This window comes from Halapricum desulfuricans, assembly GCF_017094465.1.
GTDB lineage: Archaea > Halobacteriota > Halobacteria > Halobacteriales > Haloarculaceae > Halapricum.
In genome coordinates, this window is record NZ_CP064791.1 from 1,075,509 (window position 1) to 1,090,371 (window position 14,863).

At 64.6% G+C, this 14,863-nt stretch carries 12 protein-coding genes; 6 read left to right on the forward strand and 6 right to left on the reverse strand.

The window, feature by feature from the left end:
• Positions 1 to 2 precede the first annotated feature (2 nt).
• Entirely contained in the window at positions 3 to 611 is a 609-nt protein-coding gene (locus tag HSEST_RS05560) for an undecaprenyl diphosphate synthase family protein (protein ID WP_229122698.1), read from the reverse strand.
• A gap of 91 nt (positions 612 to 702) precedes the next feature.
• On the opposite strand from HSEST_RS05560, the gene HSEST_RS05565 reads away from it, so the two are divergent.
• A complete protein-coding gene (locus HSEST_RS05565; protein WP_229122699.1) occupies positions 703 to 2,046 on the forward strand; it encodes a DUF92 domain-containing protein in 1,344 nt (447 codons plus the stop codon).
• A 3-nt stretch (positions 2,047 to 2,049) separates the two neighbouring features.
• Positions 2,050 to 2,475 (forward strand): GNAT family N-acetyltransferase, encoded by a 426-nt coding sequence (locus HSEST_RS05570; RefSeq protein WP_229122700.1) that lies wholly within the window; start codon positions 2,050 to 2,052, stop codon positions 2,473 to 2,475.
• Between the two features lie 53 nt (positions 2,476 to 2,528).
• On the opposite strand, the gene dnaG is transcribed toward HSEST_RS05570, so the two are convergent.
• Positions 2,529 to 3,857, reverse strand: coding sequence for a DNA primase DnaG (gene dnaG / locus HSEST_RS05575; protein WP_229122701.1), 1,329 nt, complete (start codon positions 3,855 to 3,857; stop codon positions 2,529 to 2,531).
• A 200-nt stretch (positions 3,858 to 4,057) separates the two neighbouring features.
• Here dnaG and HSEST_RS05580 point away from each other — a divergent pair, with 200 nt between their 5' ends.
• The 4 genes from HSEST_RS05580 (at position 4,058) to HSEST_RS05595 (ending at position 8,225) form a co-directional block, all read left to right on the forward strand.
• A complete protein-coding gene (locus HSEST_RS05580) occupies positions 4,058 to 4,279 on the forward strand; it encodes a DUF3311 domain-containing protein (RefSeq protein ID WP_229122702.1) in 222 nt (73 codons plus the stop codon).
• Positions 4,272 to 5,738: a sodium:solute symporter family protein gene (locus HSEST_RS05585; protein ID WP_229122703.1), complete on the forward strand. Its 1,467-nt coding sequence runs from the start codon at positions 4,272 to 4,274 to the stop codon at positions 5,736 to 5,738. Before HSEST_RS05580 ends, HSEST_RS05585 begins: the two co-directional genes overlap by 8 nt.
• Before the next feature lie 492 nt (positions 5,739 to 6,230).
• Complete coding sequence (locus tag HSEST_RS05590; RefSeq protein ID WP_229122704.1) at positions 6,231 to 7,154, forward strand: DUF6293 family protein; 924 nt, start codon at positions 6,231 to 6,233, stop codon at positions 7,152 to 7,154.
• 159 nt (positions 7,155 to 7,313) lie between these two features.
• A complete protein-coding gene (locus tag HSEST_RS05595) occupies positions 7,314 to 8,225 on the forward strand; it encodes an NAD(P)/FAD-dependent oxidoreductase (protein WP_229122705.1) in 912 nt (303 codons plus the stop codon).
• A 6-nt stretch (positions 8,226 to 8,231) separates the two neighbouring features.
• On the opposite strand, the gene HSEST_RS05600 is transcribed toward HSEST_RS05595, so the two are convergent.
• From HSEST_RS05600 to nuoL, 4 genes are read right to left on the reverse strand one after another with little or no spacing between them, the layout of a single operon-like run.
• The gene (locus tag HSEST_RS05600; protein ID WP_229122706.1) at positions 8,232 to 9,752 is read right to left on the reverse strand and encodes a lipopolysaccharide biosynthesis protein; all 1,521 of its coding nucleotides are present in this window, start codon (positions 9,750 to 9,752) and stop codon (positions 8,232 to 8,234) included.
• Between the two features lie 3 nt (positions 9,753 to 9,755).
• On the reverse strand, positions 9,756 to 11,276 hold the full coding sequence (locus HSEST_RS05605; protein ID WP_229122707.1) for an NADH-quinone oxidoreductase subunit N: 1,521 nt from the start codon (positions 11,274 to 11,276) through the stop codon (positions 9,756 to 9,758).
• Complete coding sequence (locus HSEST_RS05610) at positions 11,276 to 12,811, reverse strand: complex I subunit 4 family protein (protein ID WP_229122708.1); 1,536 nt, start codon at positions 12,809 to 12,811, stop codon at positions 11,276 to 11,278. The genes HSEST_RS05605 and HSEST_RS05610 overlap by 1 nt, the downstream gene beginning before the upstream one ends.
• Positions 12,811 to 14,862: an NADH-quinone oxidoreductase subunit L gene (nuoL, locus tag HSEST_RS05615; RefSeq protein ID WP_229122709.1), complete on the reverse strand. Its 2,052-nt coding sequence runs from the start codon at positions 14,860 to 14,862 to the stop codon at positions 12,811 to 12,813. Before nuoL ends, HSEST_RS05610 begins: the two co-directional genes overlap by 1 nt.
• Position 14,863: the final 1 nt, after the last annotated feature.

Below are 14,863 nucleotides of genomic sequence, written 5' to 3' on the forward strand. Positions count from 1 at the left end.
ACCTACCGGCCGAATCGCCGCTGTCTGGTTTGATAGTCCCGCAGCGCCCGGAGATAGTCGCGCTTGCGGAAGTCACGCCAGTTGACGTCCGTGAAGTACAGTTCGGAATAGACGGACTGCCAGATCATAAAATCAGAGAGCCGCTCGGCACCGGTCTTGACCACCAGATCCGGGGCCGTCGGGAAGACCAGTCGCTTCTCGATCTCGGATTCGTCGACGTCGTCGGGGTCGAGCCGCCCGTCGGCGACCTCTTCGGCCAGTCCGCGAACCGCGGTCGCGAACTCGTGTTTACCGCCGAGGCCGATGCTCACCTGGATCGGCGCGTCGGCCTGGTCGTCGTCGTCGGGACCGCGGACGGCGATCGGCCGGGGCGTATCCACGTCGCCGATCTGTGTCCGGAGCGTCGGCACTGCCTCCGCGTCGAGCACGCTGACGTACACGAGCATGTGGTCGGCACCGTACTCGAACACCCAGTCGAAACTCCGTTCGAGCGTCTCGTAGGCGCCCTTTTCGAGGAGATCCCGCTCGGTGAGGACGACGGCGACCGATTCGGGGAGCGAGGCATCGCTCCAGCGGATTCGCGCGGCGAGGTACCGATCGTACAGGCCCACACGGATGGATCGTCGGCCGGTGAAATAAAGCCCTCCGGATCGTCGACCGGTTCGGAAAGGGTAAGTATCTCTCGGGGAAACGCACGGTAGCGTGACATCGACAGTCCGGCGCGCCGGCGCGTTCGCCCTCGTCGGAGCCCTGTCGCTTGCGGTCCCACTGATGGACCGCCTGTTTTCCCGGCCAGTGGCAACTGTCGCCGCTGGCGCGCCGTTTCTGGCGATCGCCGCCGTCGCACTTGCGCTCTCCGATGACAGCGCGATTTTCGAGCTGTTCGCCCGGCCCGGCGACCGACGGGACGGCCGTCTCTACGGACTGGCCGGATTCGCACTCGCGATCGCGGTGCTCTCGGCGTTCGGAACGTATGCCGGGCTCTCGATCCCGGCGTTCGTGGCGAGCGTCATTGTCCTCTCGGGTGGGAACCTCGCCGCCCACGCGGCTCGCGACCGAGGGGTCGAGCCGTTCGGCGCAATGACGGCGTTCGTCGCGGGGAGCCTGCTGGCCGGGACTGGCGGGTATCTCGCCGCGGCTGCGATTCTCAATCACCCGACTGCTCTCCCGCGGGTCGTGTTCCTGGCCGCGACCGGCGCGTTGATCGGTGCGCTCGTCCGCTCGATGCTGTTCGAGCGCGACGACCCGGTCGTGTTGCTCGCGATCAGTCTGCTGCTGTGGCTGTTCGCCGACCTGTCGATCGCCGTCTCCGCGACCGGGATCACCGCCGCGCTTGCTGTGACTATCGCGCTCGGATACGTCTCCTACGCGCTGGAGACGGCTTCGATTCCGGGGATGCTCACCGGCGTCCTGCTGAGCCTGTTGACGCTGGTCGTCGGCGACGTCGGCTGGTTCGCGATGTTGATCACCTTCTTCGGTCTTGGCGGGCTGTCCGCGAAACTCCGGTACGACCGGAAGGTCAAACGGGGCATCGCCGAACCGAACGAGGGTGCCCGGGGAAGCGGGAACGTCCTCGCGAACTCGGTCGTCGCACTGTTCGCGGTCATCGCACACGCTGCGTCCCCGCGGATGGGGGCCGTTCCCGAGGGCCTGTTCCTGTTCGTCTTCTCCGGGGCGGTCGCCGCCGCGATGAGCGATACCCTATCCAGCGAGATTGGCGGACTGTACGACGATCCCCGGCTCATCACGACGTTCGAGGTGGTCGAACCGGGCACCGACGGCGGCGTGACCTGGCAGGGCGAACTGGCCGGCCTGTCGGGTGCCGCGCTGATCGCTGGAATCGGGGCGGTGGCGTTCGATCTCGGGGCAGTCGGTATCGGCGTCGTCGTCGCCGCCGGCCTCGTCGGGATGACCGTCGATAGCGTCCTGGGTGCGACTGTGGAGGGTGGGTTCGTGGGTAATCAGGGCGTCAACTTCCTGGCGACGCTCGTGGCAGGTCTGGCTGCCGGGGTGCTGGCAATCACGACAGGCACTATCGCGGTGTAACCGATGACGACGATCCGCGAAATCCGATCTGACGACCAGAGTCGATTGAGGCGGATACAGGAGTCTGTTCTGTCCGATCCCAGTCCGGACGTGCTGACGGCCGCCCTCGATGGGCCGCTGTTCGGACTGGTGGCCGTCGAGTCGGGCACTGTCGTCGGCTACCTGCTGGCTATCGTCGGCGACCGTCGCGTCTACGTGCCGGAACTCGCGGTCGCGGAGTCGGCTCAGCGCGAGGGGTACGGCTCGACGCTCGTGCGCGCCGCAGCCGATCGGTTCCGCGAACGGGGCTTCGAAGCCGTGCGACTCACGGCGCGTGCCGACGACACGGCTGCACGGCAATTCTACGAGCGTCTGGGGTTCGAGGCGGTCGAGCGAGCGCCGGACAACTACGACGACGCGGACGGAATCGTCTACGAAAAACGACTGTGACGGACGGTGACTCCGGGGCCGACCGAGGTAGCCGCGGGATCGGTGGCCGGCGACTACGAGACGACGCGAAGGCGGACGGACGTCGGCTTTTTGACGAACTCCCCTTCCGCGGTTGCGACGATCTGACTGACGCCGCGCTGGGCGGCCACGTCGAGCACGCGCTGATCGACTGCCCCGTCGACCAGCACCGTCACGGGCGCCGTCTCGGCGTCGGCGATGGCGTCGAATGCCTGGCCGGCGTCGCGCTCGTCGATCGGGTTCAGGCCGTCGTCGAGCAGTCGCGTCCGGCCGGTGCCGTCTTCGATGACGTGCGCGATGTGATCCCCGAGCGTCCGCTCGCGCTCGTCGTCGGTCGGGCTGTCGTCGGCTTCGGTCTCTGCGTTGTCAGCTTCGGCCTCGGTGTTGTCGGCTTCGTCCTCGGTGTCGTCGCTCTCCGTGCCGTCAGGCCGGTCGTGAGCCGACTCGGCATCCGGTGCTACGTCGCGGGCGTCTTCGGACTCGTCGTTCGTCGCCGACTGGGTCGCCGCTGTGTCGCGTTGTGGACCGTCCGCGACCGCCGGTCGCTCGCCGTCGATTGTGATATCGTCGAGTTCGTCGTAAGCGACCTTTTCCCGGAGTGCCGTCATGACTTCCTCGCGGGAAAGGTCCTCGACCGATTTACCGCCGGGGGCGAACGCGACGTAATCGACATCCCCGACCTGCGCCAGTTCGCGCAGGATGAGCTCGCCGCCGCGATCGTCGTCGAGAAACGCCGTCACCGTTCGCTCGTCGGTGAGACGGGCCACCGCGTCTGGGACGTTCGTCCCCTCGACGGCGACGGCGTTCTTGATCCCGAACTGCAACAGTTGCATCACGTCCGCACGCCCCTCGACGACGATGATGGCGTCGCTGTCGGCGACGCGCGGTCCGGCGGGATAGCCCTCGAAGTCGGTGATTCGCTCGGCACGGGCCTGCCGGCGAACCTTTTCGACGAGTTCCTGACTCGAGAGCACCGACTCGTCGAACCGCTCTAGCAGCTCGGTGGCCCGCTCGACGATCTCGCGGCGCTTGGCCTGTCGGACGTCTTCGAGGCTGGTCACCTCGAAGGTCGCTCGACACGGCCCGACGCGGTCGATGGTCTCCAGGCTCGCCGCTAGGATCGAGGTCTCGACGCGGTCCAGGCCGCTTGCGATCGTCACCTCGCCGACCGACTGCCCCTTCTCCGAGTCGATCTCGACGTCGATCCGACCGAGTTTGGCTGACTCCTGAAGGTTGCGAATCTCGAGTTCGTCGCCGAGCAGCCCTTCTGTCTGTCCGAAGATCGCACCGACGACGTCACTCCGTTCTACCACCCCGTCGGCGGTGATCTGTGCATGTATGAGGTATTTGGATGAATCCTGCATTGATGATCTGGGTCCTCGGACCCGGTGATGATGCCATGACTGAGCGCATGGACGGTCTATCTGTACGAGATCCATTCGCAAATGCCTGTCGAGAGTCGAATACACGCGGCCGTGATGATTGATCAAAATAACTCTTCAAAATCGAAGACTGATGGCCAGTAGTAACGGTTAAGGGGATATAGTAGTAAATGCAGCCAATCGTGACCGAACGAGTACGGATCGCACTGTGGGGCACGGTGGCGTTCGTGTTGATCGCGCTGGCTGTGCCGTGGTTCATGTGGCGCTCTGACGCGGTCATCGCCGGGTTACCGGTCTGGATCTGGTGGCACGTCGGCTGGCTCGGTCTGGCAAGCGTCGTCTTTTACGTCTTCACGCAGCGAGCGTGGGGCCTCGGCGTCGAGCGAGGTGAGAACCGTGGCTAACGTACCGCTCCAGCTCGGGATCATCACCGCGTATCTCCTGATTGCGCTTGTAGTCGGACTGTTGGCGTATCGGGTAACCGACCGCACCGCCGAGGACTACTACCTGGCGAGTCGAACGTTCGGAACGGTCGTGTTGCTGTTCACGACCTTTGCGACCCTGTTGTCGGCGTTCACCTTCTTCGGGGGGCCGAACATATCGGCCGGGTCAGGGCCCGAGTGGATCCTCGTAATGGGTTTGATGGACGGCGTGCTCTTCGCCGTCCTCTGGTACGTGATCGGCTACAAACAGTGGTTGCTCGGCCAGCGGGAGGGGTATCTCACGCTCGGGCAGATGCTCGGCGATCGGTTCGGATCGACCGCACTTCGGGTGCTGGTTGCGGCCGTCAGCATCTTCTGGCTGTTTCCCTACGTCATGCTCCAGCAACAGGGGGCCGGTACGGCGCTGGTTGCCCTGACCGAGGGTGCAGTCCCCTACTGGGTCGGGGCCGGCGGGATCACTCTGTTTATGATCGTCTACGTGACCCTTGCAGGGATGCGTGGGGTTGCCTGGACGGACACCCTGCAGGGACTCTTTATGCTCGTGATGGTCTGGGGGGCGTTCGTCTGGGTTCTCGCAGCGGTCGGTGGACCGACCGCGGCGACCAGCAAACTCGCGAGCACCGATCCGGAGTTCCTCGCGCTCGGGGGCGGACTGTACTCGCCACAGTACGTCATCTCGACGGCCGTCTCGATCGCGTTCGGCGTGTCGATGTTCCCGCAGGTCAACCAGCGGTTTTTCGTCGCCGAGTCCAAGATGGTGCTCAAGCGGACCTTCGCGCTGTGGCCGGTGCTCGTCATCCTGCTGTTCGTCCCCGCGTTTATGCTCGGCGCCTGGGCCGCCGGCTATGGGATCTCGCCCGCGGACGGCAACGTCCTCCCGCTGTTGCTCAACGAGTTCACGCCCGGCTGGTTCGCAGCACTGGTCGTCGCCGGCGCGATGGCCGCGATGATGTCCTCCAGCGACTCGATGCTCCTGTCGGGATCGTCCTATCTCACGCGGGACATCTACCGGCAGGTCGTCTCGACAGCCACCCAGCGTCGGGAGGATCTGCTGGCCCGGGTCGGTGTCGCACTCTTTGCCGCTCTCACCTTCGTCGCGAGCCTGTTCCAGCCCGGGACGCTCGTGGAGATCGGTGACACCGCTTTCGGCGGGTTCGCACAGCTCGCGCTGCCAGTGATCGTGGCGCTGTACTGGACCGGAACGACCCGCAAGGGTATGCTTTCGGGCGTGCTCGGCAGTCAGACGTTTTACCTCGCCAGCGTCTTCGTGCCCGTCGTCCCGTCGTCGTATCTCGGCGGGTGGTCGGCCTCGATCGTCGGAATGGTCCTGGGCCTGATACTTACCGTGAGCGTCTCCCTGGCTACCGTCGCCGCACCCGAAGAAAACGCCAGCCGGTTCAGCAATCTACAGGCAGAGTAGGGCGAGTGCCTCGGGGTCATCCGGAAATCAAAGATTTCCGTGATCACGAGAATCGAAGATTCTCGGACGACTTGACCCCGAGGGTGAAGCCCGTCACCCGTGCAGTAATTCAAACAATTAATACAACAGAGATACTACGTGGTTGTAACGGTCAGAGAACACCCTCTAAAGGCGGAGTTGCAGACCTCAATTCCGCGCTGGCCGTGTCGCAGATTTGGAAACGTGGCCCCTCTCAACACGGTCCATTGGGCGTGAGACGGGGGTTTCAACGGGTCGAGTGGAGCGACCGACCTCCACGGACACACGCGGTGTGTTCGGGTGTGAATTCCAGCCGACCCCTTCACTGGGGAAGGTCGGAGGGAATTAAATTCCCTTGCCGGGCGCGGTGCCGACCCTAAACAGGGAAGCCTCGGGGCTTGTCCCCGAGGTACTTCACGGGCGACCGACGCGGAGTAATATACTTTTTACGACCGGCCACGCTACTCACTCGACATGCACACCCACATCGTCCCGGTCGGATTCGACTACGACCGGTTGATCGCGCCACTGGTGCGCGAGCAGCTCGACGTCGATCGGGCGATTCTGCTGGAGGGCGCGGTCGGCAGCGAGGCCAATGTCGAATACTCACAGCAGCTGGCTGCCCAACTGGAGACCGACTTCCAGAGCCTCCTGGGGGCGGAAACCGAACGCATCTCACTCGCAGACGTCTACGACTACGACGCGGCCTTCGAGGAGGCCTACGCCCTGATCAACGCCGAACTCGATCACAGTCCTGAGACGGAAGTGTGGGTCAACATCTCCGCGATGCCCCGGCCGGTCTCCTTTGCGTTCGCGACGGCCGCCAACTCCATTATGGTCGAACGCGAGGGCGACCGCGACCGGATCCACACTTACTACACGGCTCCCGAGAAGTACCTCGAAACTGAGCTGGCCGAGGAGTTGCGCGAGGGGATCGACCTGGTGACCGATCTCAGTCGGGAGCTTGACGACGACCGGGTGGAGGAGTGGCTCACGAGCGCCCGGGACCTGCTCGCGGAGTTCGACGAGCGCGGGACGACCATCGGTGCCAAGGAGATTGACGGCAGCTACGTCGTCGAACTTCCGGTGGCGTCGTTCTCGAACGTCAAACCCTTTGAGGAAGTCATCCTCTTCACCCTCGGCGAACACGACGAGTTCGAATCGGTCTCCGAACTGGCCCAGCAACTGGCGACGGAACTCGGTGAGGAGTACACCGACAGCTTCCGCTCGAAAGTGCTGTACAACGTCGATCGGCTCGGCCCCGGCGGCAAGGGCTACATCGAACAGGAGTCACACGGCAAGTCCTACCGGACTCGACTCTCCCGAATCGGACAGCTGTGGGTTCGAGCCCATTCCGACGACGAGCGCGAACGATTCAGCGAGTGGGGCCGAAGCTAGAATTTCAATCGGGAACAATACTAGCGCCGAAATCCATCCGATAACTGCAGTATGTTATCGATAAACATGACCAATACCGGCCGATATACCGGCCACGGGCGGGCCACACTCACATGGACCGAGTGATTTAACTTTGAATAGAATTGTGTTATACATACAATGATCGACGTAGCTATTATCGGCGGTGGGCCCGCGGGATCGAGTGCTGCAGTGTACACGGCGCGGGCGGATCAGGAGACGCTGATCTTCGACAAGGGAGACGGCACGACGGAGAATGTTGACTTCATGGAGAACGTCTACGGGTTCCCGGAGGGTGCGACCGGCCCGGAACTCGTCGACGTCGGACAGGAGCAGGCCACGAAATTCGGCGCGGAGATCGTCGAGGAGGAGGTCGTCCGAGTCGCCGAAGCGGACGACGGGTACCTCGTCGAGACTGAAGCAGACGAGTACACAGCCCGTGGGATCATCCTCGCGACGGGCGCGTCCTACGAGTCGCCGGCGATCCCCCACGTCGACGACTACGAGGGCAAGGGTGTCTCCTACTGTGTCGAGTGTGACGCCTTTTTCTATCAGGACTCGCCGGTCGGCATCGTCGGTGCGGGCAACTACGCCGCCAAGGAAGCGATGATGATGCTGGACTACACCGACGACGTCCGCGTGCTGACCAACGGCACCGACCTGGAGATGGACGACGTGCTGCAGGAACAGCTACAGGACGAACAGATCGAGATCATCACCGAACCCGTCGACCACATCGTCGGCGACGAGATGGTCGAAGGCGTCGAACTCGATGACGGTGACGTCATCGAACTCGAAGGGCTGTTCGTCGCGCTCGGCGCGGCCGGTGGCGCGGACATCGCCGACATGCTCGGCATCCCGCGGGACGGGTCGTACCTCGACGTCGACGAGGACCAGTTTACGGGCGTCGACCGGGTCTACGCTGCCGGTGACCTCACCGGTGGCCAGCGCCAGGTCAACGTCTCCGTCGGCGAGGGCACGACGGCTGCGATCAACCTGCTCGAGGACTTCCGCGGCGGCGAGTACATCGACTACAAGAAAATCGAAGCGTAGGGCGTTCTATCGCGTAAACGTCCCTGCGATCGCCTCGCGATACCGAGCCGCCAGTTCCGTAATGACGAGTCGATCTCGCGGGTCGACGCCGAGCACGACCAGTCCGAACATATAACTCGCGAGTCCGACGAGTGTGCCGGCTGCGATGGCAGTGAGGCCGGACAGCGACACTCGCACGGCGAGCATCGCCGCGATCATACCGCTGCCGGCGACCAGCGGCTTCAGGAAGGTCCGATCGAACGGGAACAGCCCCTCGAAGTGCCGGAGCAACAGCACCTGCAGCCCGTTCTGCGTGGCGATCGCCAGCGAGGTGCCCAGCGCCGCACCGACCAGTCCGAACCTGACGGTGAACGCGTACGTCAGGGCCACGTTCAGGACGGCGAGTATCCAGTCCAAGAGCATGCGGGCGTACTGGTGGTCGGTCATCATCAGCAACCACCCGGTTGCGCCGACGGCGCTGCCGACGAACACGCCGCCGAGATATACGACCAGCGGGACGTACCCGCGTGCGTACGTCGGCCCGAAGACCGCGAGCAACTGCTCTCCGTAGACGCCGAGCACGGCGAGGAAGGGGAGGACGGTCGTCACGATGAGCCGCGTCGCCGAGGAGTAGACGGCGTTGAGTGTCTCCATCTGATCGTCAGCATAGAGATCAGACGCGACCGGCGGCAACAACTGGTTGAACGACAACAGCGGGATCCAGGTGATCGAGATCAACACGAGCACGACGTTGTAGGTCCCGGCGTCGACAGCCGTCAATAGCGCACCGACCAGCAGGATGTCGACCCGGTTCTGGAACACCTTTCCGAGGCTGCTCATCGCGACCGGGCCAGCGTGGTTGTAGAACCGTCGTGCCTCGCTACGGATCCCGTGCACTCGTGGCACGATTCCGGTCGACCGGGTCGACGCGGGGACCCCGATGACGACTAACGCGAGCATACAGACGACCATCGCACCCGCGACGCCGACGACCGAATACCCCAGCGCCAGTGCGAGTGTCGCGCCGACGAGACGGGCTGACGGTCGCAAGAGCTTGTTGAACAGCACCTCTCCGCGCGCGGAGCCGATCGCCCGGAAGATCGCCGCGACGATCATCACGAGCCCGAGCAGTCCGACGAGCAGCCCGAACAGCCGCATCGCCGGCGTGAACGCCGGTTCGGTGACGGTGCGCTCGTTGATCAGCGGTGCGAGTAGCCAGACGCTGACCGCGATGACGCTCCCGAAGCCGATCGTCGTCACGTAGGCCAATCCGGTCACGCGAGAGCGCTGTGCGGCGTCATCGGCCGCGGGGAGAAACCGCTGGAGTGCGGGGACGCTTCCGAACGTGACCAGGCGCGACAGGACCTGGGCGATCCGCCAGGCCAGCGCGTACACCCCGTAGGTGACCGGGCCGAGCCCGCGCGTGAGGACGAACTCGGTTGCCGTCGACAGGGCTCGCTGTGCCGAAACGGCTCCCGAGGTGACGACGGCACCGTGGGCAATCGTCACGAGCGCGTCGCGTTCGTCCGGGTCGATATCGCGCGACACCGATTAGAGCAGTGCACCCGCAGCGGCGATCGCTTCCTCCGCGACGACGCCGAACCCGGGCAACAGCAGCACTGTCACGACGGCCGCGCCGACGACCGCAGCGTAGAGGCCGGCCGGGTAGGAGTCGATCTCGCGGGGCGTCTCGGGCGTCTCGATCCACAGCGCCTTGACGAGCCGCGAGTAGTAGTACAGGCTCAAGGCGCTGTTGATCAGCGCGATGACGACCAGCCACCACAGGCCGGCCCCGATCACGCCCATGAAGAGGACGTACTTCGAGAGGAAGCCCGCGCCGACGGGCAACCCGGCCAGGCTGAACAGGAAGACCGTCATCGCGACGGAGGCGATCGGCGCGTCCCGCCAGAGCCCGTTGTAGTCCTCGAACCGGCGGCCGACGCCCCAGTACTCGGCCAGCGCGACGAACAGGAACGCACCCGTGTTCATGAAGCCGTAGACCAGCAGGTGCATCATCCCGGCACCGAGCAGCAGGCTGTCGTTGCTCACGTCCGCGAGCAGACTCTCCGTGCCCGTCCCGGAGAACGCGGCAAGTGCCATCAGGACGTAGCCGGCGTGACCGATCGAGGAGTACGCCAGCATACGCTTGACCTTCTCCTGTGTCGCGGCCGCGAAGTTCCCGAGCGTCATCGTGACGACCGACAGGATCAGGAACGCCAGCGTCCAGTCGAAGGTCCCCGAGACCGCCTCGATCGGGAACGCGACGGTGAACACGCGGAACGCGAGCACGAATCCGGCGGCCTTCGAGGCCGAGGAGAGGAAGCCGGAGATCGGCGCGGGCGCACCCTCGTAGGCCTCCGGCGCCCAGAAGTGGAACGGCACGGCGGCGGTCTTGAACGCGACTCCGCCGATGACCATCAGGATGCCGAGCCCGAGGATACCCGGCCCACCGGCGAGTGAGTCTGTGGCGATCGCGTCAGCGACCATATCGAACTGCATCGCGCCGGTCGCGCCATAGACGAGGCTGATCCCGTAGACGAAGATCGCCGACGACAGCGCGCCGACGAGGAAGTACTTCAGGCCGGCCTCGACGGACCCGCGGTTGTGCTTGAGGTAGGCCACGAGTGCGTAGGACGGCAACGAGACGAGTTCGACGGCGACGAACGCCGACGCCAGGCTGTTCGCGGAGGCGACCATCGCCATCCCGGTCGCCGCCAGGAACACGAGCGAGTAGTACTCGGCCTGGTGGTCTTCCTCGGCGATGTAGTCGTGGCTACCGAGCACGACGAGGGCGGTGACGCTGCCGATCAGCGCCGTGAAGAACAGACTCATCTCGTCGACGATGTACGCGCCGTCGAACAACTCGACCGTCCCCGCTTCGAGGAGGAACCAGCCCGAGAGCACGACAGCGGCCAGCGAGCCGACCAGCCCGACGCCCGTCAGGACCGTCAGGCTCAGCGAGCCCGATTCCGGCTCGATGCTGTCTAACAGGAACAACACCAGCGCCGTCACGGCGAAAGCGAGCATCGGCGCCATCCCGGCCCAGTCAGGCAGGTTGACGAGCGGATCCATCAGGCACCACCTCCGAGACTATCGACGATGGGATTGATCGCGTCCTGGATCATCCCCATGAAGAGGTCGGGGTTGACCCCCAGGACGATCACGCAGGCCAAAAGCACCGCGAGCGGCGCGACGTCGTGCAGCGGCGCACGGCCGACCTCGTAGTCGGTACCGAGGTCGAACTCGCCGAACAGCGTCCGCTGCATGGCCCACAGCAGGTAGCCGGCGACGATGACGATGCCGAACATCGCTGCGGCCGTGAACAGCGGCGAAAGCGACAGGTGCGGCGTGCCGAACGATCCGAGGAAGACGAACACCTCGGCGGCGAAGCCGCTCATCAGCGGCAGCCCCATGTAGCCGAACGCAGCCGCGACGAAGATCCCGACTGTCCAGGGCATCCGGTCGGCCATCCCGGACATGTCTCCGACCAGCCGGGTGTGGGTCTCGTTGTAGATGACGCCGACGACCATGAACATCAACCCGGAGATGAACCCGTGCGAGATCATCTGGAAGGTCGCGCCGCCGATCCCGTAGGTCGTGTACGCGACTAGCCCGAGGATGACATAGCCCATCGAGGAGATCGAGGAGTAGGCCACGATTCGTTTGAGGTCCTGCTGGGCCAGCGCGAGCATCGCGCCGTAGATCACGCTGAGCACCGCAATCGCGGCGATGAGCTCGGCGTAGTCGGTGGCGACCTCGGGCAGCATCGTGAAGTTGAACCGCAGCAGGGCGTAGGTCCCCATCTTCAGCAAGACGCCGGCCAAGAGCACCGACACCGGCGTCGGGGCCTCGACGTGGGCGTCCGGTAGCCACGTGTGGACCGGCACGATCGGCACCTTCACTGCGAATCCGAAGAACATCAGCGCGAATGCGAACAGTTTGACCGTCTCCGGGGCAAAGCCGGCGATCGATCCGACGGCGCCACCGGCGTGCAACGCCTTGGCGATCTCCGGCAGGCTGAGGGCCGTCACGCTGTCACCCATCGCGAAGACGAGCGTCAGGAACCCGACGAACATGATCAGGCTCGCGACGTTCGTGTAGACGAAGAACTTGATCGCCGCGTACTTCCGTCGCGGGCCGCCCCAGATGGCGATCAGGAAGTACATTGGGACGAGGACGACCTCCCAGAAGATGAACCACAGGAAGAAGTCCAGCGCCGCGAACACGCCGAGTAGCCCGAACTCCAGCAGGAGCACGAGCCCGTAGAACTGCGACTGGCGCTCGTCGATCGGCGTCCAGGCGCTGACAATCGCTGCAGTCGTCAGGATCGTCGTCAACACGATCAGCGGCAGGCTCACGCCGTCGAGCCCGACGTACCACTGCAGCGTGTATCCGATGTCCATCCACTCGACCGTCGTCTCGTAGGCGATTTCGCTACCCTCAAGCAGGGCGTTCCCGCTACCCTCGAAGTCAAGCCACAGCCAGAGGCTGCCGGCGAGCGGCAGGAGGCTAAGCGCGGCAGCGAGTTTGCCCGCGTACCGATCGGGGGCGAAAAACACAACGCCGGCGGCAAGCAGCGTCGCGACCAGCAGTGCTTCGATCAACATCAGAACCACCCTCCTGTGACGCCGAAGAAGGCAACGAGCAAGACCAGCCCCAGCGTCAGCAGGGCGGCGTAGTTACGCACGACGCCGGTCTGGATCCGCCGCACGCCGCGTCCGGCGAAGCGGCTCACGGTGCTGATCCCGTCGACGACGCCGTCGATGATGCTTTGATCGAACGTGTCGGCGGCTTTCGCGACCGGGACCGTCAGTCCCGTCGCGAGCCACACCTGGAACTCGTCCTGGTAGTAGTTGTGCATGAGAAGCGTCTTGAGACGTCCGAGTCTGTCAGTGTGCTCGACCGGTTCGGGCACGTTGTACAGCCGGTAAGCGAGTCCGGCACCCGCAAGCGCCAGTCCCAGTGAGAGTGCCGCCGAGACCAGCAGGCCGGTCGTGCCAATGTCGGCCGCCCCGTAGCCCGCGAACTCGGGGTTCTCAAGCAGTTCTCCGTAGTGGTGGACGTTCGTGAGAAACGCCTCCGGGCCGTAATCGAGGAACTGATGGAGATAATCGATGTCCGCGCCGGTCAACTTCTTGATCGGGACCATGTTGATCGCGCCCAGCGTCGTCGCGAGCACGCCCAGCACGACCAGCGGACCCTTCACGTTCCAGCGGACCGGCTCGGGATCTTCGGCCACCTCCGTCCGGGGCTTTCCGTGGAAGGTGAGGAACACCATCCGGAAGGTGTAGAAGCCGGTGAACGCGACCGCGAGCAGCCCCATCGTGTACCCGCCCAGAAGTAGCGGGCTCTCACCCAGTCCGTGGATCAGCGTCTCGTAGAGCACCTCGTCTTTCGACCAGAAGCCCGCGAACGGGAAGATGCCCGCGAGCGCGAGCGAACCGGCGAGGAACGTCCAGTAGGTGACTGGCATCCGGTCTTTCAGCCCGCCCATGTCCCACATATTCTCGTTGTGGTGCATGGCGATGATGACCGACCCGGCACCGAGGAACAGAAGCGCCTTGAACACGGCGTGGGTCGTCAGGTGGAACACGGCGGCGACGTAGCCGCCACCGCCCAGCGCGAGCATCATGTACCCGTACTGGGAGATCGTCGAGTAAGCGAGCACCTGCTTAAGTTCCTGCTTGACGACGCCCATCGTCGCCGCGAACAGGGCGGTGAATCCGCCGACGAAGGCAATCACGCCCAGTGCGGTCGGTGAGAGCGCGTAGAAGCCGTACATCCGGGCGACGAGGAAGACGCCGGCCGCGACCATCGTCGCCGCGTGGATCAGCGCCGAGACGGGCGTCGGACCTTCCATCGCGTCCGGCAGCCACGTGTGCAGCGGGAACTGTGCGGACTTGCCCATCACGCCGCCGAGCACGAGCAGGCCGATGACGGTGAACCACGCCTGCTCGCCGAGACCGAGGAACGTGTTGACAGCATGTTCACCGTGCAGCGCCTGTTCGGCGAGATGCGGAAAACTCTCGCTGCCGGCGAACGCGCCGGTCCCGAACGTCGCGAAGATCGCGACGACGCCGACGAGGAAGAAGTAGTCCCCGAACCGGGTCACGAGGAACGCCTTCTTCGCGGCGCTGGGCGGGCCGGCCTCGCGGAACCAGAACCCGATCAGCAAGTACGAACAGAGCCCGACCAGTTCGAAGAACATGAACGCCATCAGGATGTTGCTGGCGAACACGAAGGCGAGCATCGAGAAACTAAACAGGCCGAGACCGGCGTAATACCGCGGCAGACCGGTCTCGCCCTCGTCGTTCATGTAGCCCAGCGAGAAGACGTGCACGAGGAACGAAATGAGCGAGACGATGACCAGCATGAGCGCCGAGAGCGGGTCGACCAGCACGCCGAGTTCCAGTGAGAACGGGGCCGAACTGCTCCCCTCGAGGAACGTGTACAGCGTCTCGTTGTAGCCCGCGTCGGCACCGTCGCTGGTCGCGACCGTCAGCGCCACGAGCAGCGACAGTACCAGCGAGCCGCCGGTCGCGGCGATGCCAGCCAGCGCGCCCTTCTTGGGCAGGTATTTGCCCGCGAACAGCGCGACGACGAACGATACCAGGGGCAGGAGCGCGATCGCCGGAACGAGGTCGTATATCCCTGTCATA

Excerpts from the sequence above, each read along its gene's own strand:
- HSEST_RS05570 (WP_229122700.1), top strand. The coding sequence starts at position 2,050 with ATGACGACGATCCGCGAAATCCGATCTGACGACCAGAGTCGATTGAGG.
- dnaG (WP_229122701.1), bottom strand. The coding sequence starts at position 3,857 with ATGCAGGATTCATCCAAATACCTCATACATGCACAGATCACCGCCGAC.
- HSEST_RS05590 (WP_229122704.1), top strand. The coding sequence starts at position 6,231 with ATGCACACCCACATCGTCCCGGTCGGATTCGACTACGACCGGTTGATC.
- HSEST_RS05595 (WP_229122705.1), top strand. The coding sequence starts at position 7,314 with ATGATCGACGTAGCTATTATCGGCGGTGGGCCCGCGGGATCGAGTGCT.
- HSEST_RS05605 (WP_229122707.1), bottom strand. The coding sequence starts at position 11,276 with ATGGATCCGCTCGTCAACCTGCCTGACTGGGCCGGGATGGCGCCGATG.
- HSEST_RS05610 (WP_229122708.1), bottom strand. The coding sequence starts at position 12,811 with ATGTTGATCGAAGCACTGCTGGTCGCGACGCTGCTTGCCGCCGGCGTT.
- nuoL (WP_229122709.1), bottom strand. The coding sequence starts at position 14,862 with ATGACAGGGATATACGACCTCGTTCCGGCGATCGCGCTCCTGCCCCTG.